Source organism: Flavobacterium sp. N2038 (assembly GCF_025947185.1).
In the GTDB taxonomy this organism is placed as follows: domain Bacteria; phylum Bacteroidota; class Bacteroidia; order Flavobacteriales; family Flavobacteriaceae; genus Flavobacterium.
In genome coordinates this window covers 314,810-340,786 of sequence record NZ_CP110001.1, presented here as the reverse complement: position 1 = coordinate 340,786, position 25,977 = coordinate 314,810, and the positions used below count along the sequence as shown (strand labels likewise).

Below are 25,977 nucleotides of genomic sequence, written 5' to 3'. Positions count from 1 at the left end.
ATTTTGTAACAAAATTAACAATGGATAAGCAAATTAATTTTAGTTTATTGAAAATATAAGAACTATTTTTGAATACCAAAAACAGATAAATGAGGCTAATCATCTCTTTTTTACTTTTTCATGTTCTCAGTATTGGGTTTGCACAAAAAACTCAAATTAATGAACAGGAATATTTAGAGTTGCAGGACAAAATTCGATTCAGTATGAATTCAAATTTCGATCAGGGTCTTGCATACACTAAAGAATTGATGAAATCTACTAATGACAAGCATTTGGCTTTTGCCAACGGCGCAGCTTCGTATTTATACCAACTCAAAGGTAATGTTGCCAAATCTGATCAAAGTTACAAAACAGCACTTCAATATTTAGATAAAATGCCTCCTTCTTCTGAGAAAACAAAAGTTGCAGGCTATCTTTATAATTATAAGGGGTTAATAGAGTGGAAAAGAGGCAATCTGGGTAAAGCACTAGATAATTACCAAAAAGGGATCAAATTTTCTACCGAAGTGAATGATGTTATCCAAATGGTAAAGTTTAAAAGTAATATTGCTTTAATTAATGAGGAGATTGGAAATTACCAATTGTCCATCAAGAATTTGAGACAAAACAATGACTTTATTAATAAAAACGAAAGTGTCTATACAAAAGAGCAGTTTCAAAACAGCAAAAGTAACATCAATATTAATTTAGGTACTTCATATGAAAGTTATTATATGAAGAATCGCGATAAGATGTATTTGCTGGATTCTGCTGAATACTTTTATAAAAAAGCAGTTACTTATTCAGAGAATTTTGTAAACAATAAGATTACTGCAAAAATGAGCTTAGGGAATATTTATTTGATAAAGAATGATCTTGTAAATGCCGAAAAAACATATTTTGACATCTTGTTTTTATCGAAACAAAATAATTCTGAACAATTGTTTCAGGCTGCAAATTATAATTTAGGCGACTTGTATTTTTGGAATAAGAAATATGATAAAGCTTTGGTATGTTTTGGAAAAGTAGATTCTATTTCGTTAAAGAATAAAACTCTGGATGTAAGCTATTTAAAATCAAATTATTTACAGGCAAAGATTTATAATTTAATGAATGAGCCTGAGCAGGCCTATAAACATTCGAAAATTTACCTGGATAGTTACGAAAAGTCTGAAACAAAATTAAGAGATGAAGCCCTGGAGGTAAACTATAAATTAGGTCTGGAAGATTTGGGAACCGAAATGGTTACTATTCAGGAGAAATATAAAAATGAAGTTTTACTGAATAAGGCTCTTAGAGTATTCTATGTCCTGCTTGTTGTTGGGATAATATTTTTACTTGTAAAAAACATACGGGATAAAAATAAAGCGCATAAAAAAATGAATGCTCTAATTGAAGAATTTAAAGCCAATCTGGAGAAAAAGGAAAACGAGGTTATCGAAGAGGTCGTGCATGAAAAGGAAGAATTGGAAGATGTTCAGCTTAAAAAAGAAAATGTTAATTTAAGTATTGACGAAGCCAAAGAAAATAAAATTGTCGAAAAACTATTGGCACTCGAGAGTAAATTAGAATATCTAAATGCTGATTTTACTTTGCCTTATGTTGCCAAAAAAATAAAAACAAACACTACTTATTTGTCCTACGTTGTTAATAAAAGATTTGGGAAGTCATTTGGAGAATATTCTAATGAGCTTAAAATTAACTACGTAATCAATGAGATGATTACGAATCATATGTATCGTAAATATTCGACTCAGGCAATTGCAGAAAGTGTCGGATTTAAAAATGCAGTTTCGTTTGCAAAATCATTTCGTAAAAGAACCGGTGTGTCTCCGGCTCAATTTGCAAGTAATATTTAGTTTTTAAAGATCAATAAAAAAAATATTTCGCAAAAGAATTGGGATTTCTAATTCTTTTGCGAAAATATTTAATTTAATCTGGAGCTTATTTTTATCCATTTCCAGTGCCTCCACCTTTTGTTGGATCGTATTTTGGATCTGTTGGATCTACACCTACGGTATCTCCACCGCGCACGGTTTTTTGTTGAGTTTTAGATAATTTTTCGGCTTGAAAATTGTCGAATTTCATTTTGTTAGTTGTCATGATAAATAGATTATAGTTATGTATTGATTTATATTGTAAGATAGAATAGCAGTTTTTTCATGCTATTTTGGGGGCTTTAGCCTATGGTATAATTCCGAGGCTTCCTTTTTAAACTACGTTTTGATTGCTTTTTTCCTCATATTTTTCAAATTTTTCATGTTGATTAATTATTAATTTGAGATATAAAGGGGTTAGTTTTTATTTTTTTGGAGCTTAAAGCTTTTGTTTTTATGTAGCTTTTACAAAAAAAAACAGGGTTCTAAAGCTTGTTTCAGTAAATATTTTTTTGTCTTTCTAAGGCTTTTTTTATCAAAAGAAATCTCAATTTTATTTTAGATTTTTTCCTCTTTTTCCCTGTTTGGATTACTGATATGTCAAAGCTAGATAAAAAGCAAAACGCTTGGTCGAGAATTGGCTTTTGCGGGTTTTGTTGAAGATTTTGTCGATGTAATGTATTATAATTCAGATGATTAACACTTTGTTTTGATAGGTATAATTTATAAATTGTATGTAGTATAATTGATAAAATGTCTGCTATCACGAGATTTTTGTCAATAAAAACAGCAATCTTTGCAGTGTAATTATGAATTAAACGATTCGAAAAAGATGTTAAAACTTATTCAAAAATTTCTCCAAATAAACAGATACTCGGAAATTAAAAATGAGTTTAAAGATTTATTTCTTTCTCATCCTAATTATCCAAGTTTATTTGCGATAACAGATTCGTTAGATTTATTGGCAATAGAAAATGCAGCTGTTAGAGTTTCGAAAGAACAGATAGTTGATTTGCCAACAAATTTCCTTGCCTATTTTAAAGAGGAACTTACGTTGGTTGAAAAGTTTAAAAATGATGTTCGTATTACAACAATAAAAAAAGGAAGTAAAAAAATTTCATACGAAAAATTTCTTTTAGACTGGAATGGAGTTATTGTGGCAATTGAACCAAATAACGCAATAGCAAAAGAGAACTTTAAAGTTGAATATAATTGGTTGAAGTATTCTTTTCCTTTTATCCTAATAGTAGGTTTGGCTTTTTTTTACAACCCGTTTGATTTGTTTAGTCTTGTTTTTTTAGCAACATCAATAACAGGACTTATAGTTAGCGTATTTATAGTACAGGAAAAATTAGGTTTTAAAAATAGTATAATTACAAAGTTTTGTAATCTAACTTCAAATTCATCATGTAATTCAGTTTTAAATTACAAAGAGGAAAATAAAAACAGGTTATTTAGCTTTTCAGATTTGCCATTATTGTTTTTTGCTTCCAGTGTTATTGCAGTTTTAATACAGCCATTAGAATCTGCCGTTTTTATTGGTTTTTTGAGCTTATTGACAATTCCTGTAATTGTATCTTCAATTTGGATTCAGAAGTTTGAGATTCAAAAGTGGTGTATGATGTGTTTGGCAGTTTCGTTCTTGATTTTAGTGCAAAGTATCGTATGGTTTGCATCTGATCTTTTTACATTGACATTTAGCTTTGAAAGTATTTTTCCGTTTGTATTTTCATTTGCTATTCTCTTGCCAACATGGTTAGTCGCAAAATCAATGCTAAAAGGAGTTTTAGAGACCGAAAATAGCTTAAAGGATTTGAAAAAATTTAAAAGGAATTATTCATTAATGAATTTTTTGTCCAAAAAAGTTTTATTCTCAAATGGATTTGAAAATTTAAGAGGACTGAATTTTGGTAATAGAAATGCAGCAGTGAAATTAACCATAATTATAAGCCCAAGCTGCGGACATTGTCATAAAACATTTCAGGAAGCTTTTGATATGGTTTTAAAATTTCCGGATAAAGTAAGTTTAAATATATTATTTAATATAAATCCCGATAATACCGAAAATCCATTTAAGGTTGTGGTAGAAAGATTGTTGACAATTAACAGGTCAACTCCGGGAAAAACAGTCGAAGCAATTTCTGATTGGCATATTAAAAAAATGAACCTGAAAAAGTGGCTAAAGAAATGGCATGTAGAGAACATTAGCATGATGGTGAGCCAGGAAATAAATAAACAATATGAATGGTGTTCTAAGAATAATTTTAATTATACCCCGGTAAGGATTGTAAATGAAAAATTGTTTCCGGCCGAATATGAATTAAGTGAATTAAAATATTTTCTGAACGATTTGACAGACGAGAAAGAAACTATTCTTGAAAAGATTGCATAAAGAATAAATAGTAATAGACAGAAGCCTCAGATGTCTATAAAAGTTTGAGGTATACCCCAATAAAAAAACTATTATTATGCTGAAAAACATTTTAAATCTTGAGGGATCTCATGAATTAACAATAAATGAGAAAAAAAATATTAATAGTGAAGAATACCCTGTTGAAGAACCTGTATGTGGGTACATGACTTGGTATGCGAGTGAAATTATTTGTTTGAATTATCCGGTTAACTATAGACCAGTTTAATTGGGAATGATTATAAGTAATATGATGAATGGTTGTTCTGGATTATTCGGTGGTAGGAATTTTAGACTAAAAGAATAAAGAACACTCAAAATGTGATTAAAATTTAATTAAATAACAATGTTAAAAAAGATCTTAAATCTGGAAAGCGCTCAGGAAGTTACAAAAGCTGAGCAAAAAAATATGTCGGGTGGAATTCCTGAATGCTGGGTTTTTGCAATCGAGGCAGGCTGTGTTTTAATACCAACCGGTGGAATTTGTCCTGTAGAGACAACCCCGGGGATATGTGGAACAAACCGTCTTTGTTGTTAAGTTTTTTTTTAACGGAAATAATTTATTTGAAGTACAATATTAAGCCTTATTAAAATTTAGTCATGTTTTTTTTAATTTGTAGGCGCTCGATCGTGGAACATTGAGCAAATATCCCCACATTGATGATTGGTGTCGGGATTCTCAGGAAGTTAGCCGCTGCGTTGATTTTAATTGGTTAGGGTTAACCAGTGGCAGATCCTAGAGAAATTAAGTTATTAAATAATTGAAATAATTATAAGCAGTAAGTAGCATGTTTTTCTTACTGCTTTTTTAATTTATTTTTAAACTTATAATACGATTTAACAGAAAAGACAGAAGCTTCAAATGTCTTAAAAGGATTGAAGCATTAACAAACCCAAAAGAACCAAATTATGTTAAAGAAAATTTTTGAATTAAATGGAGTTGCTGAATTAAGTAAAGAAGAGCAACAAAAAATTAATGGTGGTAATGCACCAATTTGCGAAGGCAATACTATTGCTAAAAGATGTCCAAGAACTGCAACCTCACCAGCTTATTGGATTTGTGTATCAGACCCTAGTGAGGCTTGCGACTAAACATTTTAAATACAATAAACCGGTTAATCTGTAAATAGAGATATCTTTTTTGATATTACTTTTAATTTTTGACAGGGTTTTACAAATCTCAGAGAGGAATTTTTTTCCTCTCTATTTTTTATTAAATAAGCAATAATAAAATAATAAGACAGAGGCTTCAACTGTCATAAAAGGATTGAAGCAATAACAAATCAAAAAACAAATTATGAAAAAATTAAAAGATTTATTTGGAGTTGAAGTTTTAGGTGTTGTTGAAAAGAAAAATATTTTTGGAGGTGGAGGCGGTATTGAGGCATGTTATTGTCCTGATGGTTCTTTTGCAGGCGTTATACACGTAAACGAAGGTGAAAGTTGCCAGTCTGTTATTGAAGAGAGCTGTTTACTGGATCACTAATTTCTTAGATAAGTTTGAATAAAGAGGGGCTTTGTTGTTTTGACAAAGCCTTTTTGTTTCAGGTTCCTTTTTAGAATGTGCTTAAATCAGTTGAAAAGTTAATTTTTTAACCAATTAAATTCGTTATTGAATTATTTTTTTAAGAATTTTTGTATAATATTGCTGTAAGATAAACCAAATAAGAGTTGAAAAAATTCACCAATTATAAACAGGCAGATTATAAGGATTGTGGCCCGACATGTTTAAAGATAATTGCAAAACATTACGGTAAGACAATCAATATTCAGGAGTTAAGAGATATTAGCGAAACAACTCGTGAAGGAAGTAATTTGCTTTTTTTAAGTGATGCTGCGGAGAAAATTGGTTTTAGAACTTTGGGAGTAAAATTAAGCGCTGAAAGACTGGAAGAAGCTCCTTTGCCCTGTATTTTGCATTGGAATAAAAATCATTATGTAGTACTTTATAAAATTAAAAAAGGAATCTATTATATTTCTGACCCTGCTTTTGGTTTAATAGAATACAACCAACAAGATTTTTTAAAATTTTGGATTGGAAATAATGCAGATGATCAAACTAAGGAAGGGATTGCATTATTAATCGAAGCTACACCAAAATTTTTTCAATCAGATTTTGAGAAAGAAGATAATAAGACATTGGGTTTTGGGCTTTTGTCGCAATACGTTTTTCGATATAAATCATTTTTAATACAATTAAGTATAGGGTTACTGGCGAGCAGTTTATTGCAGTTGATTTTTCCTTTTTTGACCCAAAGTATAGTTGATATTGGAATACAAAATCAAAACATCCACTTTATTTATCTCATTCTCTTCGCACAATTATTTCTTTTTGCAGGAAGAATCGGGCTGGAATTAATTAGAAGCTGGATTTTGCTCCATCTCTCTACCAGGATAAATATTTCATTGATTTCAGACTTCTTTATTAAATTAATGAATCTGCCTATATCCTTTTTTGATGTGCGAATGACAGGAGATATAATGCAGCGAATTAATGACCATCGCAGAATCGAAAAAATCCTGACCACATCATCTCTAAATGTTCTTTTTTCGGTTATTAACATGTTTGTAATGGGCGCTGTTTTGGCCTATTTTAATCTTCAGATATTTTTTGTCTTTTTTGTCGGAAGCCTATTTTATTTTGGCTGGATTACTTTGTTTTTAAAAAGAAGAGAAATTCTGGATTATAAGCGATTTGCCGAAGTCTCTCACGAGCAGAGCAAGGTTATGGAACTTATAAACGGAATGCAGGAAATCAAGCTCCATAATGCCGAAAAGCAAAAACGCTGGGGATGGGAATACGTTCAGGCAAGGCTTTTTAGAGTTTCGATAAAAGGATTGATTTTAGAGCAGACACAAACCATTGGCTCGTCGGTTATTAATGAATTAAAGAACATCTTTATCATTTTTCTTTCGGCCAAATTAGTAATTGACGGTTCTATTACATTGGGGATGATGCTTGCCATAAGTTCTATTGTTGGGAGTTTAAACGGACCAGTTACTCAGCTTATCGAATTTGTCAGAGAGCTTCAGGATGCAAAAATTTCTTTGGCGAGGTTATCTGAAATTCATGAAAAAGAAGATGAAACACAGCAGGAAGTTCATCAGACAAATGATGTTTTGTATGATTCAGATATTGAAATAAAAAACCTGTCATATCGCTATTTGGGATCTGATATTCCTATTCTTAAAAATTTAAATCTGATAATTCCGGCAAATAAGGTGACAGCCATAGTTGGTGTAAGTGGAAGCGGAAAAACGACTTTAATGAAATTGCTTCTTAAATTTTATGAACCTGATAAGGGGGAGATAACCATTGGCAATGCACAACTGTCAAATATCTCTCAAAAAGCGTGGAGATCTACTATTGGAGCCGTCATGCAGGAAGGGTTTATTTTTAGTGATACCATTGCCAATAACATTGCAATTGGTGTAGATAAAGTCGATAAACAACGATTATTGTATGCTGCAGATGTGGCGAATATAAAAGAGTATATAAGTGGTTTGCCACTCGGTTATAATACTAAGATTGGTTCTGAAGGAGTAGGAATGAGTACCGGGCAAAAACAACGATTGTTAATCGCAAGAGCTGTTTATAAAAATCCTGAAATACTATTTTTTGACGAAGCAACATCGGCACTGGATGCCAATAACGAAAAAGAAATTATGAGAAAATTGGATGTGTTCTTTAAAAATAAAACTGTTGTTGTAATTGCACACCGATTAAGTACAGTAATGAATGCAGATCAAATTGTTGTTTTGGATAAAGGGAAAATTATCGAAATAGGAAATCATTCGACATTAGTAAACCAAAAAGGGAATTATTTTGAACTGGTGAAAAACCAACTACAATTAGGTAATTAATATATGGCTGAAGATAACACGACATTTGAGTTAAGAAGTGAAGAGGTTCAGGATATTCTCACCAAAGTACCGCATTGGATGATTCGATGGGGGACTATTTTAATATTTGTCATTATACTGATGTTGTTTTTTGTTTCCTGGTTTGTAAAATATCCGGATGTGGTAAATACCGAAATTCTAATTACAACGAATATTCCACCAGAGAAAATCGTAGCAAAATCTTCAGGGCGCATCGAAGTAATTTTGGTAAAAAATAAAGCGATAGTACCCAAAAATACTACACTTGCAATTATAGAAAATACAGCTAATTACAAAGATGTTTTTTTATTAAATAGAATAATAGATTCTTATAATATTAATGATCCTAAAAGTGATTTTCCGTTTTCGAAGCTGAAAAATGCGCAATTAGGAGAAATTGAAAGCGCTTATGCGGTCTTTCAAAAAGATTATCAGGCACAGAAACTAAATGAGGATTTGCATCCTTTTGAAGTAGAGAGCCGCGCGCAGTATTCTGAAAAAATTCAGATACAGGAGCGATTAGATATTTTACAACAGCAAAAAGCAATCAACGAGGGTGAATTGGAGCTTCAAAAAAATGAACTTGCCCGTTTTGAAGTTTTATTCAATAAAGGTATAATTTCAGCTCAGGAAATGGAGGTTAAGAAGTTGAGTTTTTTACAAGCGCAAAAGAATTATAGAAGCCTTTTGTCATCAATTTCTCAATTGAGATCCTCTTTAATAGATAATACAAAATCAAGTCAGAATTCGCACATAAACAGCACCAAAGAAGAAGTTAACCTTGGTCGCAACATGGCGCAATCTTTTTATCAGCTCAAAAAGGTGATAAAAGACTGGGAAATGGCTTATACACTAAAATCTTCTGTAAGTGGCGTGGTGACTTTTTTGCAGGTTTGGACAGAAAATCAAACCATAAATGTAGGGGATAATGTTTTTTCAATTATTCCGGATGCAAAAAATGGGTTCATAGGCAAAGTAAAAGCACCAGCTTTAAATTCTGGAAAAATAAAAGTAGGGCAAAGAGTAAATATTCGCCTGGCTAACTTTCCTGACAGAGAGTTTGGTGTTTTAAAAGGGAAGATTCAGAATATCTCACTGGTGCCCGATAAAGACGGGAATTTATTGCTGGATGTTGCATTGCCAAACGGATTGGAAACTTCTTATAAAAAACAAATTATATTTCAACAGGAAATGAAAGGAAGTGCCGAGATCGTAACCGAAGATTTACGTTTGATCGAAAGAATTTTATACCAGTTTAAAAGTATTTTTGAGCAAGTTTAAAATAAACCAAAACCTAATAAACCAAAAAAAATAACCATCTCTTAGAATGAAAAAAACGTTACTTATTGTTCTTGTTTTACTATTTCAGTTTTCTTTTTCAAAACCCATTACAGAAACTCAAAAATTAAGCGCAACCTGCAAAATTTGGGGATTTCTAAAATATTATCATCCAAATGTCGCCGATGGAAGTAAAAATTGGGACGAACAATTGTTTCAAGTTTTGCCAAAAGTTGAAGGAGCGCAAACTGCAGAAGCATTTTCATTAGTAATCGAAAATTGGCTGGCTTCACTAGGAGAAGTTAAGGCTCATGAATCAGCAAAGCCTGTTTCTAAAAAAGAGTATTTTGATAAAAATTTCGATTTATCATGGATCAATAAAAATGAATTGTTTTCTAAATCACTTTCAAAAAAACTGAAATTTATTGAAGAAAATAGAATTCAGGAAAAACAGTATTATGTTGATTATGAGTTTGGTGGTGGTAATGCTCCATTACAATTTAAGAATGAAGTAAAATATCAGGATTTTAAATGGACAGACAAAAACCTTCGTCTTTTAGCCTTATTCAGATATTGGAATTACATCGAATATTTTTTCCCGTATAAATATCAAATGGATCAAAACTGGGATAAGACATTACTTGAATTTCTTCCGAGAATTAGTGCGCCAGAATCAGAAAAAGATTTTGCTTTAGCAATGCGTGAAATTTCTATAAAAATAAATGATACACACGCTTCTACTCACATGCCCCAGCTGTTTGATTATTTTGGAGATAAATTTATTCCGGTTGAGGTTAAAATTATTAATCAGAAAGCCGTTGTTATAGGTTTAAAAAATGATTCTCTGGCAAAAGTCAGCGATCTTAAAATTGGAGATGTTATTACAAAAGTAGAAGGGAAAACAATTGACGAACTTCTAAAAGAAAATTTAAAATATGTTGAAGGATCAAACGAGCCTTCGGTCTTAAAAAATGCCTATTGGACAATCTTTAATGGAAAAACGTCAGCTTTTGAAATTGAATTTGTCAGAGACGGAAAAACAGCTGTAAAATCAATAAACAGATATAAATATCAGGATTTAAAAATTCAATTTCCAAAAGAAGAAAAGTGGAAAATTCTGGAAGGAAATATTGGTTATGTAAATTTTGGCGGACTTGATGTTATAGATATCCCAAACTTAATTGAAGCACTTAAAAATACCAATGCAATTATTTTTGACAATAGAAAAAGACCTCATGATGTATTGTATGCACTTGCAGAGTGGCTTAATCCAGAATCAGTTGAATATGTTAAATATATTGACCCGGATATTAGTTTTCCGGGACGTTATGTATGGAGGACAGATAAGGATAAATGCGGTAAAACCAATCCGGATTATTACAAAGGAAAAGTAATTGTTCTAATTGATGAAAATGCGATTAGCCACGCAGAACATAATGTTATGGCGCTTCAAACTGCTCCTAAAACTACTGTTATTGGCAGTCAGACAGGTGGCGCAGATGGTGCAAATTATAGATTCGGTATTATAAAAGGATTTTCTTCATCGTTTACTTGTTATGGCGTTTTTTATCCAAACAAAAAAGAAGTGCAACGTATTGGGATTGTTCCTGATATTGAAGTAAAACCGACTATTTTAGGTATTCAGCAAGGAAACGACGAGATTTTAGAAAGAGCTGTTCTTTTTGCAAAAAACGGAAAATAATAAATTATAAATCTTTGTCAAGGTTCTTAACTTTGACAAAGATGTTTTTTACATCTTCAAATAAAAATCTTTAGTCAACGCAATATACTCTGGAGTATAAACATGTCTGTCGATTTCAATAGTTAATTCATCTATTTCAATGTCAGGGTTTTCATTTCGGCTAAAAGCCAATAAGCTGCGTTTGATTTCAGATTTTGGTGTGCCTTTTACACGGGTGATTTTTATCGGATATAATTCGGCTTCTTTGGCTAAAGCAATAAATTTTTCTTCTTCTTTGAACGGAAGAATTACAGCAAATACTCCTTTTTCAGAAAGTAATAAATCGGCAGCTTCAACTAATTCTTCAAAAGGCATTGCATCTTGAAAACGGGCTAAATCGCGCTGTTCATTTTCTGTTTTATAATCTTCAGCATAAAAAGGCGGGTTTGAAACAATCAAATCATATTCATCTTCCGGTTCATCGATAAATTCGTCTAAACCAGCATGAAAACAAAATAAACGGTCTCCCCAAGGTGAATTTTCGAAATTTTCTACTGCTTGTTCATAGGCCTCTTCGTCAATTTCCAGAGCATCAATTTGTTCAGCATGAGTTCGCTGAGCAAGCATCAAAGCAATAATTCCTGTTCCTGCACCAATATCTAAAACACTAAATGGATCGTGATGAATTGGAGCCCAAGAACCTAATAAAACACCATCAGTGCCTACTTTCATAGCGGTTTTGTCTTGTTGAATAGAAAATTGCTTGAATGAAAACATAAATTAAAAATTCCAATATTTTAAATTCCAAATTCCAACTTTAGTAAGGAAGTTTCAAATCTGAAATTCCAAATTCCAAGTGTGAAACTGGGCAAAAAAAATACGATTAAGCTGCAAAAATAAGATTAAAATATTGATTTATTAGTTTGAAGTTTTGGTAATTATTGCTGATAAAATTTTTCGAAGTTCTTCTACTTCATACAATAAAGACTCAGATAAAATAGTTTGATCAGGGTTTAAATCATTTAATAATTGAAGCCAAAATTTAGATTCTTTGGCTTCTTTCCTTGCAATTTTAAGGCGAAACAATAAGTCTTTATCTCCAAGTTTTTCATTTGCTTCAATATAGTTAGCTCCTACAGATCCAGAGGAACGAACTAATTGTTTTCCATCTTCAATATTAGAAATGGTTTTTGGTAATGTTCGAATATAGATTCTACATTCTTTAGCAAATAGAAAAGTTCTTTCTTCTAGGTTATATGGTTTACTCATAAATAAAATCCCAAAATTTTAAAATTCCAAATTCCAATTGTTGGGTTTTAAAAATAGTGAAAATAATTAAAATATAGGTTTTTTCTTTCAAATTTATTTTAAAAAATAATTATTCATGCTGGAATTTCTCTTATTGAAATTTCTCCCCAGTTTTGGAATTTGGAATTTAAAACTTGGAATTTAACCTTTACAGGTTTGGAATTTGGAATTTTGTTTATTGAAATTTCTCTCCAGATTTGGGCTTTGGAATTTTAAAATTTGGGATTTAACCTTTTCAGCTTTGGAATTTGGAATTTATTCCGAGGCTTCGGGATTGGAATTTCTTTTTAAAGGTACATTTCCACAAGACCTTCAGGAAGATTCATGATAACTTTTTTGTTCTCACGATCAATTTTCACAAGGAAATGATCGATCATTGGAACTAAAATTTCTACGTCACCATTTAGAACTTCAAAAAGAGGTTGAGCAGAAGAGTCATTAATAGAAGTGATTTTTCCGAAAACGCCTAAACGCTGATCTTCGATTTCAAAACCAATAACTTCGTGAAAATAAAATTTGTTGCCGGAAAGTTTTGGCAACATGGTTAAAGGAAGATAAACAGCATTTCCCACTAAGGCATCTGCATCTTCTTCTGTGCTTACATCTTCAAAACGAACTCTTAAAAAGTCGTTTTTGTGTAAGGAGCTTGTTTCAATAAAAAAAGGAACCAAGTGTTTGTTGTGCTCAACAAACACTGATTCCAGGTTTTCGTATAACTCAGGTTCGTCTGTGTCTAAATAGATCAGAACTTCACCTTTGAAACTAAATTTTTTAGCGATTTTACCTAAATAAAAACATTCTTCTTTACGCATTCTCGCTAAGTAAAATTATGCTTCAGTTGTTTCGTTATTCTCTTCAGCAGCAGGTGCTTCTTCAGTAGCAGCTTCAACTTCAGCAACTTCTTCAGTAGCAGTAGCAGCAGCAATTGCCTCAGCCTCAGCTTGAGCAGCAGCAGCTACACGTTTAGCGTTTACTTCTTTTTCAGCTTTTAAAGCTTTAGCTTTAACATCAGCTTGCGCTTTTGATAAACCATCTTTTTTAGCATCAACTTTTCCAGCTTTTGCCTCTAACCAAGCAGCTAATTTTGCATCAGCTTGTTCTTGAGTTAAAGCTCCTTTACGGATACCTCCATCAAGGTGGTGTTTCAATAAAGCACCTTTGTAAGAAAGAATTGCTCTAGCAGTATCTGTTGGTTGTGCACCATTGTGTAACCATTTAACTGCGCTGTCAAGGTTTAACTCAACAGTTGCTGGGTTAGTGTTTGGATTGTAAGTACCGATTTTCTCTAAGTATTTACCATCTCTTTTTGAGCGTGCATCTGCAGCTACAACCCAGTAAAAAGGTTTTCCTTTTTTACCGTGTCTTTGTAATCTAATTTTTACTGACATAATCTTATGATTAAATTTTGAGGTACTCGACCTCCGTTAATTAAGGGCGCAAAGATATAATTTTTTTATCAATTACACGTTCCAAACCATATTAAATCTTTTCGAAAGAACTTTTTACCGTTTTTTTGGTGATTTAAACTGAATTTTTTACTTAATGATCTCAAATGCAGTACTTTTGCATTAAAATTCATACTATTATGAAAAAACACTTCTTTTTTTTACCCCTTTTTTTTGTTGTTGTCTCCTGTGTTGATGAAATAAAGTTTAATAATCCTGCATTTCAAACTTTAAAAGATAATGTTTTTTGGAGATCGACAAGTTATACTGCTCATGTGACAACAAATGGTAATATGGTTATTGAAGGTTTTTTAGGATATGAGAAAATTGTTTTGCAAACGGTTTCGCCGGAACCAAAAACCTATTTATTAGGAGTTGACGATGTTTCAAAAGCATCTTATATTAATATTTTTCCAGAGCAGGAAGAAAATTTTTCGACAGGTACAAATACTGGAAGCGGGCAAATTATAATTACAGAATTTAATACGCAAACAAACACTGTTTCAGGAACATTCAAATTTACTGCTGTAAATGAAGATCCGGATAATGTTGAAAAAAAGACACGCAATTTTACCGAAGGTGTGTTTTATAAGATTCCGGTTATTCCAAATGAAGATTTTTGAGTTTTTGTTATAATTAATGGGTTTTATTTATGTTTTTTAAAATCAAAATAAAAACATAAATAAACTAATATATAGTAGATTAGAAAAAAATAAGACTACATTTGCTACATTATTATAAATAAGTACATATGAACATTTTTGTTGGAAGCCTTCCATTCAGTATTGAGGAAGCAGATTTAAGAGAGTCTTTCGAGGCTTATGGAGCAGTAGATTCAGTTAAAATTATCACTGATAAATTTACTGGAAGAAGCAAAGGTTTTGGTTTTGTTGAGATGCCAAACGATGCTGAAGCTCAAAAAGCAATTGATGAATTGAACGGAGCTACTGTTCAAGGTCGTTCAATTGTAGTTAATAAATCTGAACCAAAACCTGAAGGTGAAAGAAGAAGCTTCAATAACAACCGTGGAGGTGATTCTCGCGGAGGTTACGGAAACAACCGTGGTGGAAACGACCGTGGTGGTAACAGAGGAGGATATTAATATTTTTTTCTAAATATATAAAAGGGATCAACGAAAGTTGATCCCTTTTTTTGTTTCAGATTTTTTTGTTTCAAGTTTCAAGTTCCAACAACCTGAAACCTGAAACTTGAAACAAAATAAACCATTATAAATTCGTAACAAGCCAATCTCCAACTTCGCTTGTTTTGTATGCTTTTGATCCTTTTGGAGCTAAATCTTCGGTAACAATACCTTGCTCTAAAGATTTGTTTACAACAGCGCGAATAGCTTCAGCTTCAGCTTTTAGTCCAAATGCATCTTCAAACATCATGGCTGCAGATAAAATTGTTGCTAATGGATTTGCGATGTTTAATCCAGTTGCCTGAGGATAAGATCCGTGGATTGGTTCGTATAATGAAGTGTGCTCTCCAACAGAAGCAGAAGGCATTAATCCCATTGAACCTGAAATTACAGAAGCCTCATCAGTTAAGATATCTCCGAATAAATTTTCTGTGATTAATACATCATAAGAGTTTGGCCATTGAACCAAACGCATTGCAACGGCATCAACAAATTCGTAAGAAACAGTAACTTCCGGATAATCCTTTTCCATAGCCTGAACTGTTTCTCTCCATAAACGTGAAGTTTCCAAAACGTTTGCTTTGTCAACGCAACATAATTTTTTGCTACGAGTCATGGCCAATTCAAACCCTTTTTTAGCTAAACGCTGAACTTCTGCACGTGTATAAACACAATTATCGAAAGCAGTATCTCCGTTGTCTTTTCTTCCTTTTTCACCAAAGTAAATTCCGCCTGTCAATTCTCTTAAGAAAACTAAATCAGTTCCTTCGATTCGTTCTCTTTTTAAAGGAGAATTATCAATTAAAGAAGGGAAAGTAAAAGTTGGACGTACGTTAGCAAACAATCCTAATTTTTTACGCATCAGTAATAAACCTTGTTCAGGACGAACTGGCGCGCTTGGGTCATTATCATATTTTGGGTGTCCGATAGCTCCAAATAAAACCGCATCGGCTTTCATACAAACTTCGTGCGTTTCATCTGGATAAGGAACTCCAACTGCGTCAATTGCGCAAGCTCCAGTCAAAGCAGGAGTCCAGGTTATTTCGTGATTGAATTTTTTTGCAATAGCATCAGATACTTTTACAGCTTCATTTATTACTTCTGGTCCGATTCCGTCTCCGGCTAAAAGGGCTATGTTTAATTTCATTCTATGTGTGTTATTTAAGGTTCAAAGTGGCAAAGGTTCAAAGGTTCAAAGGTTTGGAACAAGTTTTTTTAAGCTCTGTTCCAAACCTTTGAACCTTTGTATCTCTAATCGGTAATTACATTCAACATTTTCTGCGTTGCAATAATCGCTGCAACAGTTTGATCTGAATCTAATCCTCTTGTTTTAAATTCTTTTCCGTTGTTTGTCCAGGTGATGATCGTTTCGCATAAAGCGTCAGAACTACTTCCCGGAGGAATTCTCACAGCGTAATCAATCAATTTAGGAAGCGTTAGTTTTTTGCTTTTGTAAATTTTGGATAAAGCATTCATAAACGCATCAAACTGACCATCGCCTTGAGCATGTTCTTCGATGATTTCTCCGTTAAGATTTAAACTTAATGTTGATGATGGGCGCGTTCCTTTTGAATGCATTAATACGTAAGACTGTATGGTAATTTTATCCTGGTAAGTATGGCTGTCCAGAACATCTGAGATAATGTACGGAAGATCTTCCTTGGTAACGGTTTCTTTTTTGTCGCCCAATTCGATAATTCTCTGGGTAACCAATTTCAAATCTTCGTTGTTTAGTTTTAAACCTAATTCCTGAAGATTTTTCTCGATATTAGCCTTTCCAGAAGTTTTTCCTAAGGCATATTTTCTTTTTCTTCCAAAACGCTCCGGAAGTAAATCATTAAAATATAAGTTGTTTTTGTTGTCTCCGTCGGCATGGATTCCGGCTGTTTGTGTAAAAACATTATCGCCCACAATAGGTTTGTTAGCAGGAATTCTGTATCCGGTAAACGTTTCAACTAATTTGCTTACAGTGTATAAAGAAGTTTCTTTGATGTTGATGCTTACTTCTGGCAGATAGTCATTAATTACCGCAACTGTACTTTCAAGCGGTGCGTTTCCGGCGCGTTCTCCCATTCCGTTAACTGTTACGTGAAGTCCGTTTATACCGGCTTTTATAGCTTCCATGACATTGGCAACACTTAAATCGTAATCGTTATGTGCATGAAAGTCAAAATGAATGTTTGGATATTTGGCTCTGATTTTAGAAATAAATTCAAAAGCCAAAGACGGAATTAAAACGCCTAAAGTATCCGGGAGTAAAATTCTTTTTATGGGTTGTGTGGCCAGGAAATCCAGAAATTGAAAAACATATTCAGGAGAATTTCGCATTCCATTGCTCCAGTCTTCCAGATAAACATTGGTTTCAATATCATTTTCTTTTGCAGATGCAATAATTTGGGCAATTTCGGAAAAATGTTGTTCGGGAGTCTTTTTTAATTGATGCGTTAAGTGATTCATTGAGCCTTTGGTCAATAAGTTCTGCACTTTGGCACCGGCCTTTTTCATCCATTCAATTGAAACACCGCCGTCTACAAACGAAAGGACTTCAATTCTGTTAATGTATCCTCGCTCTTCAGCCCAGGATGTAATGCCTTTTACAGCTTGAAATTCTCCTTCGCTTACACGAGCCGAAGCAATTTCGATTCTATCAATATTTAATTCCTCCAACAATAATTGCGCAATGGTTAATTTTTCTGCAGCAGAAAATGAAACTCCAGAGGTTTGTTCACCATCACGAAGCGTCGTATCCATTATTTCAATTTTTCTTTTTTCCATTATTATATTGTAAGCTTTAATGATACATCAGTTCATTAATATTTATTTTTTAGTGATCAGAATTAAACCAGTTGACCAACGCATTTTTGTTAATTGAATGTCATTTCTTTTTTCTAAATCCTGAATAAGAATTTCTACATTTTTATCGTGGTTTTTTGGCCAGTTTGATTGAGGTAACATATCGTCGATCAAATAAATGCCACCAGGATTCAGAAGATCTAAAGTTTCTTCCAGAACCACATATTTTCCGGGCCATGCATCGGCAAAAATCAAATCAAACTTTAAATCTGTATAATTTAAAATCCATCTTTCAGCATCTTCACAAACAAATGAAATGTTTGGATTTTGAATGTGTTTTTTTGCAATGTTTTGATATTCTAATAAATTATCAATCGAAATCAATTTTGAGTTTTTACACATTCCATCAGCTATCCATGAAAGTGATAAACCAGTTCCGGTTCCTAATTCTAAAAAATTGCCATCTTTTTTTGTTGTAGCCAATGTTCTAAGAAGACTTCCTGTTTGTAGATCTGAAGGCATTGAAAATGAAATTTTTTCAGAATCAATTTTGATGTCTGAGTAAGATTTAGGTAATTCAATACGATTGTCATCCATTTTTAGTAAGTGCTTAATTGATTGTATTAATTTTCGATGGAATTCACTTTTAAATTATAAAAGCAGTTACCAGAATCAACCTTTAAAGTTGAAGCTTGAGTAACTGCTTTTTTTTAGGTTGGTAGTTAGTAAGGAAGCTTATCGGCAAAAGCCACAATATCTTCTTTAATATTTTGTAAATAATCAATGTCATCAAAGCCATTAATCATATTGTTCTTTTTGTATCCATTAATGGCAAAGGATTCTTGCTGTCCGGTAGACAATAAAGTAATCGTTTGTTCTGGCAAATTGATTTCTAATTCTGTTTTTGGATCAGCTTCAATTGCCTTGAAAATAGTATCAGCAAATTCAGGACTTACCTGAACTGGTAAAACTCCAATATTTAAACAGTTTCCTTTGAAGATATCTGCAAAGAAACTAGAAACTACGGCGCGGAATCCGTAATCATAAACCGCCCATGCTGCATGCTCTCTTGAAGATCCTGAACCAAAGTTTTTTCCTCCAACAAGGATTTTTCCAGAGTAAGTCGAATTGTTTAAAACGAAATCTGCTTTTGGAGTATCGTCTCCATTGTATCTCCAATCTCTAAAAAGATTGTCTCCAAAACCTTCACGTTTTGTAGCTTTTAAGAAACGAGCCGGAATGATTTGATCTGTATCGACGTTCTCGATTGGCAGTGGCACTGCACTGCTGGTAAGTATATTAAATTTATCGTATGCCATTTTTGTTTTGCTTTAGGCTGTAGGCTTTAAGCTTTAGGCTTTTTTCTACAGCATTGTTTTTGTATTGAATTTTTAGCTTAAAGCCTATTGCTTAAAGCTTACAGCGAGAATTAGAATAATTCTCTAGGATCTGTTAGTTTTCCGGTAACAGCCGCAGCCGCAGCCATAATTGGACTTGCTAAAAGCGTTCTTGAACCAGGGCCCTGACGACCTTCAAAGTTTCTGTTTGAAGTACTTACTGCGTATTTTCCAGCAGGGACTTTATCATCGTTCATAGCTAAACAAGCAGAACAACCCGGCTGACGTAATACGAAACCAGCTTCAGTTAAAATATCCAAGATGCCTTCTTCTTTAATCTGAGCTTCAACAACGTGAGAACCCGGAACTAACCAAGCGGTAACATTATCTGCTTTTTTTCTTCCTTTTACAATTTCGGCGAAAGCTCTAAAATCTTCAATACGTCCGTTTGTACAACTTCCCAAGAAAACATAATCGATTTGTTTTCCAATCATTACGTCGTCTTCGTGGAAGCCCATGTAAGCCAAAGATTTTTTGTAAGTTTCCTCACCACCTTCAACTTCTTTTGCACTTGGGATATGTTTTGTAATACCAATTCCCATTCCTGGGTTAGTACCATAAGTAATCATTGGTTCAATGTCTGAAGCTTTGATGTTTAATTCAGCATCAAAAACAGCATCAGCATCCGTTTTTAGCGTTTTCCAGTATTCAATAGCTTTTGTCCAGGCTTCTCCTTTTGGAGCGTATAATCTTCCTTCAAGGAAATCGAAAGTAGTTTGGTCAGGAGCGATCATTCCTCCACGCGCACCCATTTCGATACTTAAATTACAAACTGTCATACGTCCTTCCATAGTCATGTTTTCGAAAACATCACCGGCATATTCAACAAAATAACCTGTTCCTCCAGAAGTAGTTAACTGAGCAATAATATAAAGTGCGACGTCTTTTGGACCAACACCTTTGCTTAATTGACCATTTACGTTAATACGCATTTTCTTTGGTTTAGGCTGCATGATACATTGTGTAGAAAGCACCATTTCAACCTCAGAAGTTCCGATACCAAAAGCAATTGCTCCAAAAGCACCGTGAGTAGACGTATGCGAATCACCACATACAATTGTAGCGCCTGGTAAAGTAATTCCGTTTTCAGGACCTACTACGTGTACAATTCCATTTTTTTGATGACCTAATCCCCAGTGCGAAATTCCGTATTCAGTTGCATTGTCCTCAAGAGCTTTAAGCTGGTTTGCCGATAAAGCATCCTGAACTGGTAAATGTTGGTTTATAGTTGGGGTATTGTGATCTGCAGTTGCAAAAGTACGCTCAGGGTATAAAACCTTAACGCCTCGGGCTTTTAATCCTAAAAAAGCAACAGGACTCGTAACTTCATGAATGAAATGGCGATCAATAAAAAACACATCTGGTCCATCTTCAATTTTACGCACAACATGTGAATCCCATACTTTGTCAAATAATGTCTTACTCATTTTTATTTTTTTTTAATTGTAATTTCTATAATCACAGCAATTTCCTGTTCATTATAATAGCAAAACAAAAGTAAAAAAAGATGCAAAAGCGTCAATTTCAATATTTCATTATATACGATACCCAAACTAAAATACAAATTGTGAATACAGTTTTGTATATTGAATTTTGATCAAAAAATAAAACGTAAATTGATTTTGATTTTCTTTTTCAATTTAAAATTTGTTACACTGGTTTTAATTTTAATAGTTGGCAAATTTATCTTAAAATAATCATCAGATGTGTTGTTTTGTTTAAAAAAATGTAACAAATTAAATAAAGATAGTAATAATTATCAATTTTGAATTCTGGGTAAAACAGTTGCTTTTTTGGTTTTTTTAACCTTTTAATAGCGTTTTTAGACGGTTATTTAGATTCAATAAATGATCAAAATACTACGACATCCAAGAAGTGTATTTTTATGAAATTTTATGTTTTTTATGATAAAAACTGATGAATAAATAAGAATGGCGTTTTAAGAAATTATCCATTTTCTATCTCCAAAAAAAACGTAAATTTGAACTTCTTCCATTTTCTAGTTCGCATTTTATTATGTTTCATGTTGTCAGTGTTTTGCGGCATGAAAAGCTTGAGATTTGGAATTTTTAAACTTGTTTTTTTAGAACTCTATGTATTTAATATTCGATACCGAAACAACCGGATTACCAAAACGTTGGGATGCACCAATTACAGATTCTGATAACTGGCCTCGCTGTATTCAGATTGCATGGCAGCTTCATGACGAAATGGGGCAGCTTATAGAGCATCAGGATTATTTGGTAAAACCAGAGGGATTTAATATTCCGTATGATGCAGAACGTATTCACGGAATTTCGACAGAATTGGCTGAAGCCGACGGAATTACGCTGGCTGAAGTTCTGGAAAAATTTAATATTGCATTAAGTAAAACCAAATTTATTGTAGGTCAGAATCTAGGTTTCGACGTTAATATTATGGGGGCCGAGTTTCATAGAATGGGAGTGGAGTCTCAGATGAGTTCGATGCCTGTTTTGGATACCTGTACAGAAGTTACGGCTTCGTTATTACAGCTTCCCGGAGGTCGTGGAGGGAAATTCAAACTTCCAACATTAACAGAATTACACAGTTATTTATTCGACAAGCCTTTCGCGGAAGCGCACAACGCAACTGCCGACGTTGAGGCAACTACGCGTTGTTTTCTTGAATTGGTTAGAAGAGAGGTTTTTACCAAAGAAGAACTGGACGTTCCTAAGGAATATTTCAAAGAATTTCAAGGAAGAAATCCGGAACCGTTTAAGCTTATTGGTTTAAAACACATCAATTTAAAAGCAGCTTCGGATAAAATCAGAGAGCAGCTTAAAGCTTTAGCTGGAGAAGGACAGCAAAATGTTGTTTCAGAAGAAGATAAAGCTGATTTTAAAGCAGCAAAATTTGCGCATTTACACAATCATACACAGTTTTCGGTTCTTCAATCGACTATCGGAATTGGAAATATAGTTGCCGCTGCCGCTAAAAACGGAATGCCAGCCGTTGCCATGACCGATACCGGAAACATGATGGGAGCTTTCCATTTTGTGAGCGCCGTTATGAACCACAATAAAGCGGCTTCTGGAAAAAATAAAGCTTTGGTTGAAGCTGGGGAAGAACCAACTGAAACCGAAGTAAAACCAATTGTTGGCTGTGAATTTAACATCTGTGAAAATCACTTAGATAAAAGCAAAAAAGACAACGGTTATCAGGTTGTTTTAATGGCCAAAAATAAAGCAGGGTATCATAATTTGGCTAAAATGGCTTCGATTGCGTATACCGAAGGATTTTATTATGTGCCGAGAATTGACAAAAATATCGTCGAAAAATACAAAGGCGATATCATGGTTCTGTCTGGGAATTTATACGGAGAGATTCCGAGTAAAATCCTGAATATTGGTGAAAACCAAGCCGAAGAAGCTCTGGTTTGGTGGAAGGAACAATTTGGCGAAGATTTCTATCTGGAAGTAATGCGCCACAATCAGGAAGATGAAAATCGTGTGAATAAAACTCTGATTGAATTTGCTCAAAAACACAATGTCAAATTAATTGCGACTAATAATACTTATTATTTAAATAAAGAAGATGCCAATGCGCACGATATTTTACTTTGTGTAAAAGACGGTGAAAAACAGGCAACACCTATCGGACGTGGACGTGGTTACCGCTACGGACTTCCGAATCAGGAATACTATTTCAAGTCGGAAGCAGAGATGAAAAAACTCTTTGCCGATTTGCCCGAAGCGATTATTAACATTCAGGAAATTATAGATAAAGTTGAAGGATATTCGCTTTACCGTGATGTATTACTTCCGAAGTTTGATATTCCAGAAGAATTTGTTGATCCGGAAGATGAAAAGGATAATGGTGTTCGCGGTGAAAATGCTTATTTACGAGACCTTACAATGCGAGGAGCTGAAAGAAGATATGGCGTAATAACCGAATCGATTCAGGAACGTTTGGATTTTGAATTATTAACGATTTCGAATTCAGGATATCCGGGTTATTTCTTGATTGTACAGGATTTCATTGCCGAGGCTAGAAAAATGGATGTATCGGTAGGGCCAGGACGTGGATCTGCAGCTGGTTCTGCCGTTGCATATTGTCTCGGAATTACCAATATTGACCCGATTAAATACGACTTACTTTTTGAGCGTTTCCTAAATCCTGACCGTGTATCGATGCCCGATATTGATATTGACTTTGATGACGAGGGTCGTGGACGAGTAATGGATTATGTAATCAATAAATACGGTCAAAAACAGGTGGCTCAGATTATCACGTATGGTAAAATGGCAACCAAATCAGCAATTCGTGATACAGCTCGTGTACTGGATTTACCTCTATTTGAAGCCGATAGAATTGCAAAATTGATTCCGGGAATGATGCCGTCAAAATGGAATTTGGCGCGTTTTATTTCTGAAAGCGAAGAGGAGGTTAAAAAAGCACTTCGTTCTGACGAATTTGATAATGTAAAAGAACTAATCGCGATTGCCAATGAAGATGATTTGGCAGGAGAAACCATTCAGCAGGCAAAAATTCTTGAAGGATCAATGCGAAATACAGGGATTCATGCCTGTGGTGTAATTATTACGCCATCAGACATTACGAATTATGTTCCTGTAACGACTGCAAAAGATTCTGATTTATATGTAACACAGTTTGATAACTCGGTTGCTGAAAGTGCGGGATTGCTAAAAATGGATTTCTTGGGTCTGAAGACCCTTACACTGATAAAAGACACCGTAAAACTGGTAAAATACAGAACAAATATTGATCTGGATCCTGATACTTTCCCAATCGATGATGAAGAAACGTATGCACTTTTCCAAAGAGGTGAAACCGTTGGAATCTTCCAATATGAGTCACCCGGGATGCAGAAATACATGAAAGACCTGAAACCAACGGTTTTTGGAGATTTAATTGCCATGAATGCACTTTATCGTCCGGGACCTTTGGAGTATATTCCGTCTTTCGTTCGAAGAAAAAACGGTGACGAGGAAATCAAATACGACTTAGATGCCTGTGCCGAATATTTGTCTGAAACGTACGGAATTACCGTTTACCAAGAGCAGGTAATGCTTTTGTCTCAGTCTTTGGCAGGATTTACAAAGGGTGAGGCCGACGTTTTGCGTAAAGCGATGGGTAAGAAACAAAAAGATGTACTGGATAAAATGAAGCCGAAGTTTGTTGAACAAGCGGCTGCAAAAGGTCATGATGCCAAGGTTCTGGAGAAAATCTGGAAAGACTGGGAAGCTTTTGCGAGTTACGCCTTCAATAAATCGCACTCGACTTGTTATGCTTGGATTGCGTATCAGACTGCTTATTTGAAAGCGCATTATCCTGCTGAATATATGGCGGCGGTACTTTCAAATAACATGAACGATATCAAACAGGTTTCGTTCTTTATGGAAGAATGTAAACGTATGGGATTGCAGGTTCTTGGACCAGACGTAAATGAATCTTATTATAAATTTACCGTAAACGATGATTATGCCGTTCGTTTTGGAATGGGGGCAATTAAAGGAGTTGGTTCGGGAGCAGTAGAAACTATTGTGGAAAATAGAAAAGACGGAAGATATAAATCGATTTTTGATTTGGCACAGCGAATTGATTTGCGTGCAGCCAATAAAAAAGCGATTGAAAACTTAGTACTTGCTGGTGGTTTCGACTCTTTTGAAGGAACAACCAGAGCACAATATTTTCATGATGATGGCGACGGAATTACATTTTATGAAAAAGCAATTCGGTATGGATCAAAGTTTCAGGAAAATGAAAATTCATCTCAAGTAAGTTTGTTTGGAGAGGCAAGCGAAGTGCAGATTGCAGAGCCAATTATTCCTGCATGTGAAGATTGGAGTACAATGGAAAAACTGGCAAAAGAAAAAGAAGTTGTCGGAATCTACATTTCTGGGCATCCGCTTGATGATTTTAGGTTTGAGATGAAATACTTCTGCAACGCCCGTTTGGAAGCCTTGAAAAGTATGAATGAATATGTTGGAAAGAATTTACACTTTGCTGGAATTATTAATAACGTTCAGCACCGTGTTGCTAAAAACGGAAAAGGCTGGGCGGCATTCAATTTAGAGGGCTATGATGAAAGTTATGAGTTTAAGATTTTTGGTGAAGAATATTTAAAATTCCGTCACTTCTTAATTCAGAACAATTTTGCCTTCTTAAAAATAATGATAAAAGATGGCTGGGTAAATCATGATACAGGTAAAAAAACCGATCCAAGGATGCAGTTTGTCGAGATTCGCCAATTGCAGGATATTCTGGAAGCTTTCGCTAAAAAGCTAATCGTTTTATTGAATATAAAAGATTTGCATCCGGAGTTCATTCATAAATTGAGTCATTTATTTGCTGAAAACAAAGGAGAGAATTCTGTGACGTTTGAAATCATGGAATTGGAAAAAATAAAACGTTTGGTTGAGGTAGAGACTCCAACAGATTTTGAAGCTGAAGATGCTGTTTTTGATGGTGAAAATGAAGATAGTGCAATGGAAGACACTAAGATTCAGGAGGTAAATGAAGTTGAAGAAATAAAAGTGGTGACCAAATTAACAATGCCAAGTCGTAGATTAAAAGTCAGGATTTCGGCTGAGCTATTACAGGAATTGGAGAAAATGCAGATTAACTTTAAGCTGAATTAAATTTTAACAGTTAAATTTTAGAATTATTGAAAATTTTTATGTTAAAATTATGCATGCATAATAGTTTTTTAGTAATATTGCCCGAAATTACAACGTTTTCGTACCAAGTCTAACTTTGCAGACCTTAAGAATATGTTAAAATATTTTATGTTTGCATAAATTA

The 25,977-nt window shown here is 33.8% G+C and carries 22 protein-coding genes; 12 read left to right on the top strand and 10 right to left on the bottom strand.

The annotated features are described in order from the left end of the window. Positions 1-89: 89 nt before the first annotated feature. Positions 90-1,838, top strand: a complete 1,749-nt coding sequence (locus OLM51_RS01405) for a helix-turn-helix domain-containing protein (RefSeq protein WP_264552644.1) — start codon at positions 90-92, stop codon at positions 1,836-1,838. 91 nt (positions 1,839-1,929) lie between these two features. On the opposite strand, the gene OLM51_RS01400 is transcribed toward OLM51_RS01405, so the two are convergent. Next, positions 1,930-2,082 carry an rSAM-modified peptide gene (locus OLM51_RS01400; protein ID WP_264552643.1) on the bottom strand — a complete coding sequence of 51 codons (153 nt, stop codon included), beginning with the start codon at positions 2,080-2,082 and terminating at the stop codon, positions 1,930-1,932. Positions 2,083-2,688: 606 nt separating this feature from the next. Between OLM51_RS01400 and OLM51_RS01395 the strand changes: the two genes are divergently transcribed. From OLM51_RS01395 to OLM51_RS01360, 8 genes are all read left to right on the top strand, one after another. After that, the gene (locus OLM51_RS01395; protein WP_264552642.1) at positions 2,689-4,248 is read left to right on the top strand and encodes a vitamin K epoxide reductase family protein; all 1,560 of its coding nucleotides are present in this window, start codon (positions 2,689-2,691) and stop codon (positions 4,246-4,248) included. 76 nt (positions 4,249-4,324) lie between these two features. Next, positions 4,325-4,495, top strand: a complete 171-nt coding sequence (locus tag OLM51_RS01390; RefSeq protein WP_264552641.1) for a hypothetical protein — start codon at positions 4,325-4,327, stop codon at positions 4,493-4,495. A 117-nt stretch (positions 4,496-4,612) separates the two neighbouring features. Continuing rightward, the gene (locus tag OLM51_RS01385; RefSeq protein WP_264552640.1) at positions 4,613-4,804 is read left to right on the top strand and encodes a hypothetical protein; all 192 of its coding nucleotides are present in this window, start codon (positions 4,613-4,615) and stop codon (positions 4,802-4,804) included. Between the two features lie 371 nt (positions 4,805-5,175). Further along, on the top strand, positions 5,176-5,358 hold the full coding sequence (locus OLM51_RS01380; RefSeq protein WP_264552639.1) for a hypothetical protein: 183 nt from the start codon (positions 5,176-5,178) through the stop codon (positions 5,356-5,358). A gap of 205 nt (positions 5,359-5,563) precedes the next feature. After that, positions 5,564-5,752, top strand: a complete 189-nt coding sequence (locus OLM51_RS01375) for a hypothetical protein (protein WP_264552638.1) — start codon at positions 5,564-5,566, stop codon at positions 5,750-5,752. Between the two features lie 185 nt (positions 5,753-5,937). After that, positions 5,938-8,130 carry a peptidase domain-containing ABC transporter gene (locus OLM51_RS01370; protein WP_264552637.1) on the top strand — a complete coding sequence of 731 codons (2,193 nt, stop codon included), beginning with the start codon at positions 5,938-5,940 and terminating at the stop codon, positions 8,128-8,130. 3 nt (positions 8,131-8,133) lie between these two features. Then, complete coding sequence (locus tag OLM51_RS01365; RefSeq protein ID WP_264552636.1) at positions 8,134-9,429, top strand: HlyD family secretion protein; 1,296 nt, start codon at positions 8,134-8,136, stop codon at positions 9,427-9,429. A 46-nt stretch (positions 9,430-9,475) separates the two neighbouring features. Continuing rightward, positions 9,476-11,128, top strand: a complete 1,653-nt coding sequence (locus OLM51_RS01360) for a S41 family peptidase (protein ID WP_264552635.1) — start codon at positions 9,476-9,478, stop codon at positions 11,126-11,128. Between the two features lie 48 nt (positions 11,129-11,176). Here the strand turns inward: OLM51_RS01360 and OLM51_RS01355 are convergent, their stop codons facing one another. The 4 genes from OLM51_RS01355 to OLM51_RS01340 form a co-directional block, all read right to left on the bottom strand. Next, a complete protein-coding gene (locus OLM51_RS01355; RefSeq protein ID WP_264552634.1) occupies positions 11,177-11,884 on the bottom strand; it encodes a tRNA1(Val) (adenine(37)-N6)-methyltransferase in 708 nt (235 codons plus the stop codon). Positions 11,885-12,025: 141 nt separating this feature from the next. Beyond that, the gene (locus OLM51_RS01350) at positions 12,026-12,376 is read right to left on the bottom strand and encodes a four helix bundle protein (RefSeq protein WP_264552633.1); all 351 of its coding nucleotides are present in this window, start codon (positions 12,374-12,376) and stop codon (positions 12,026-12,028) included. A 326-nt stretch (positions 12,377-12,702) separates the two neighbouring features. Continuing rightward, positions 12,703-13,227: a ribosome maturation factor RimM gene (gene rimM / locus OLM51_RS01345; RefSeq protein ID WP_264552632.1), complete on the bottom strand. Its 525-nt coding sequence runs from the start codon at positions 13,225-13,227 to the stop codon at positions 12,703-12,705. A 15-nt stretch (positions 13,228-13,242) separates the two neighbouring features. Then, the gene (locus tag OLM51_RS01340) at positions 13,243-13,803 is read right to left on the bottom strand and encodes a 30S ribosomal protein S16 (RefSeq protein ID WP_264552631.1); all 561 of its coding nucleotides are present in this window, start codon (positions 13,801-13,803) and stop codon (positions 13,243-13,245) included. A 197-nt stretch (positions 13,804-14,000) separates the two neighbouring features. Here OLM51_RS01340 and OLM51_RS01335 point away from each other — a divergent pair, with 197 nt between their 5' ends. Next, positions 14,001-14,483: a DUF6252 family protein gene (locus OLM51_RS01335; RefSeq protein WP_264552630.1), complete on the top strand. Its 483-nt coding sequence runs from the start codon at positions 14,001-14,003 to the stop codon at positions 14,481-14,483. 128 nt (positions 14,484-14,611) lie between these two features. Then, on the top strand, positions 14,612-14,962 hold the full coding sequence (locus OLM51_RS01330) for an RNA recognition motif domain-containing protein (protein WP_035646091.1): 351 nt from the start codon (positions 14,612-14,614) through the stop codon (positions 14,960-14,962). 124 nt (positions 14,963-15,086) lie between these two features. Here the strand turns inward: OLM51_RS01330 and leuB are convergent, their stop codons facing one another. The 5 genes from leuB to leuC all read right to left on the bottom strand — a co-directional run bounded on the left by leuB (position 15,087) and on the right by leuC (position 20,618). Beyond that, positions 15,087-16,148, bottom strand: a complete 1,062-nt coding sequence (leuB, locus tag OLM51_RS01325; protein WP_264552629.1) for a 3-isopropylmalate dehydrogenase — start codon at positions 16,146-16,148, stop codon at positions 15,087-15,089. A gap of 104 nt (positions 16,149-16,252) precedes the next feature. Further along, entirely contained in the window at positions 16,253-17,776 is a 1,524-nt protein-coding gene (locus OLM51_RS01320) for an alpha-isopropylmalate synthase regulatory domain-containing protein (protein WP_264552628.1), read from the bottom strand. Between the two features lie 42 nt (positions 17,777-17,818). Further along, the gene (locus tag OLM51_RS01315; RefSeq protein WP_264552627.1) at positions 17,819-18,391 is read right to left on the bottom strand and encodes an O-methyltransferase; all 573 of its coding nucleotides are present in this window, start codon (positions 18,389-18,391) and stop codon (positions 17,819-17,821) included. 125 nt (positions 18,392-18,516) lie between these two features. Continuing rightward, positions 18,517-19,113 carry a 3-isopropylmalate dehydratase small subunit gene (leuD, locus tag OLM51_RS01310; protein ID WP_264552626.1) on the bottom strand — a complete coding sequence of 199 codons (597 nt, stop codon included), beginning with the start codon at positions 19,111-19,113 and terminating at the stop codon, positions 18,517-18,519. 110 nt (positions 19,114-19,223) lie between these two features. After that, positions 19,224-20,618 (bottom strand): 3-isopropylmalate dehydratase large subunit, encoded by a 1,395-nt coding sequence (leuC, locus tag OLM51_RS01305; protein WP_264552625.1) that lies wholly within the window; start codon positions 20,616-20,618, stop codon positions 19,224-19,226. Between the two features lie 666 nt (positions 20,619-21,284). On the opposite strand from leuC, the gene dnaE reads away from it, so the two are divergent. After that, positions 21,285-25,814 carry a DNA polymerase III subunit alpha gene (gene dnaE / locus OLM51_RS01300; RefSeq protein ID WP_264552624.1) on the top strand — a complete coding sequence of 1,510 codons (4,530 nt, stop codon included), beginning with the start codon at positions 21,285-21,287 and terminating at the stop codon, positions 25,812-25,814. Positions 25,815-25,977 lie beyond the last annotated feature (163 nt).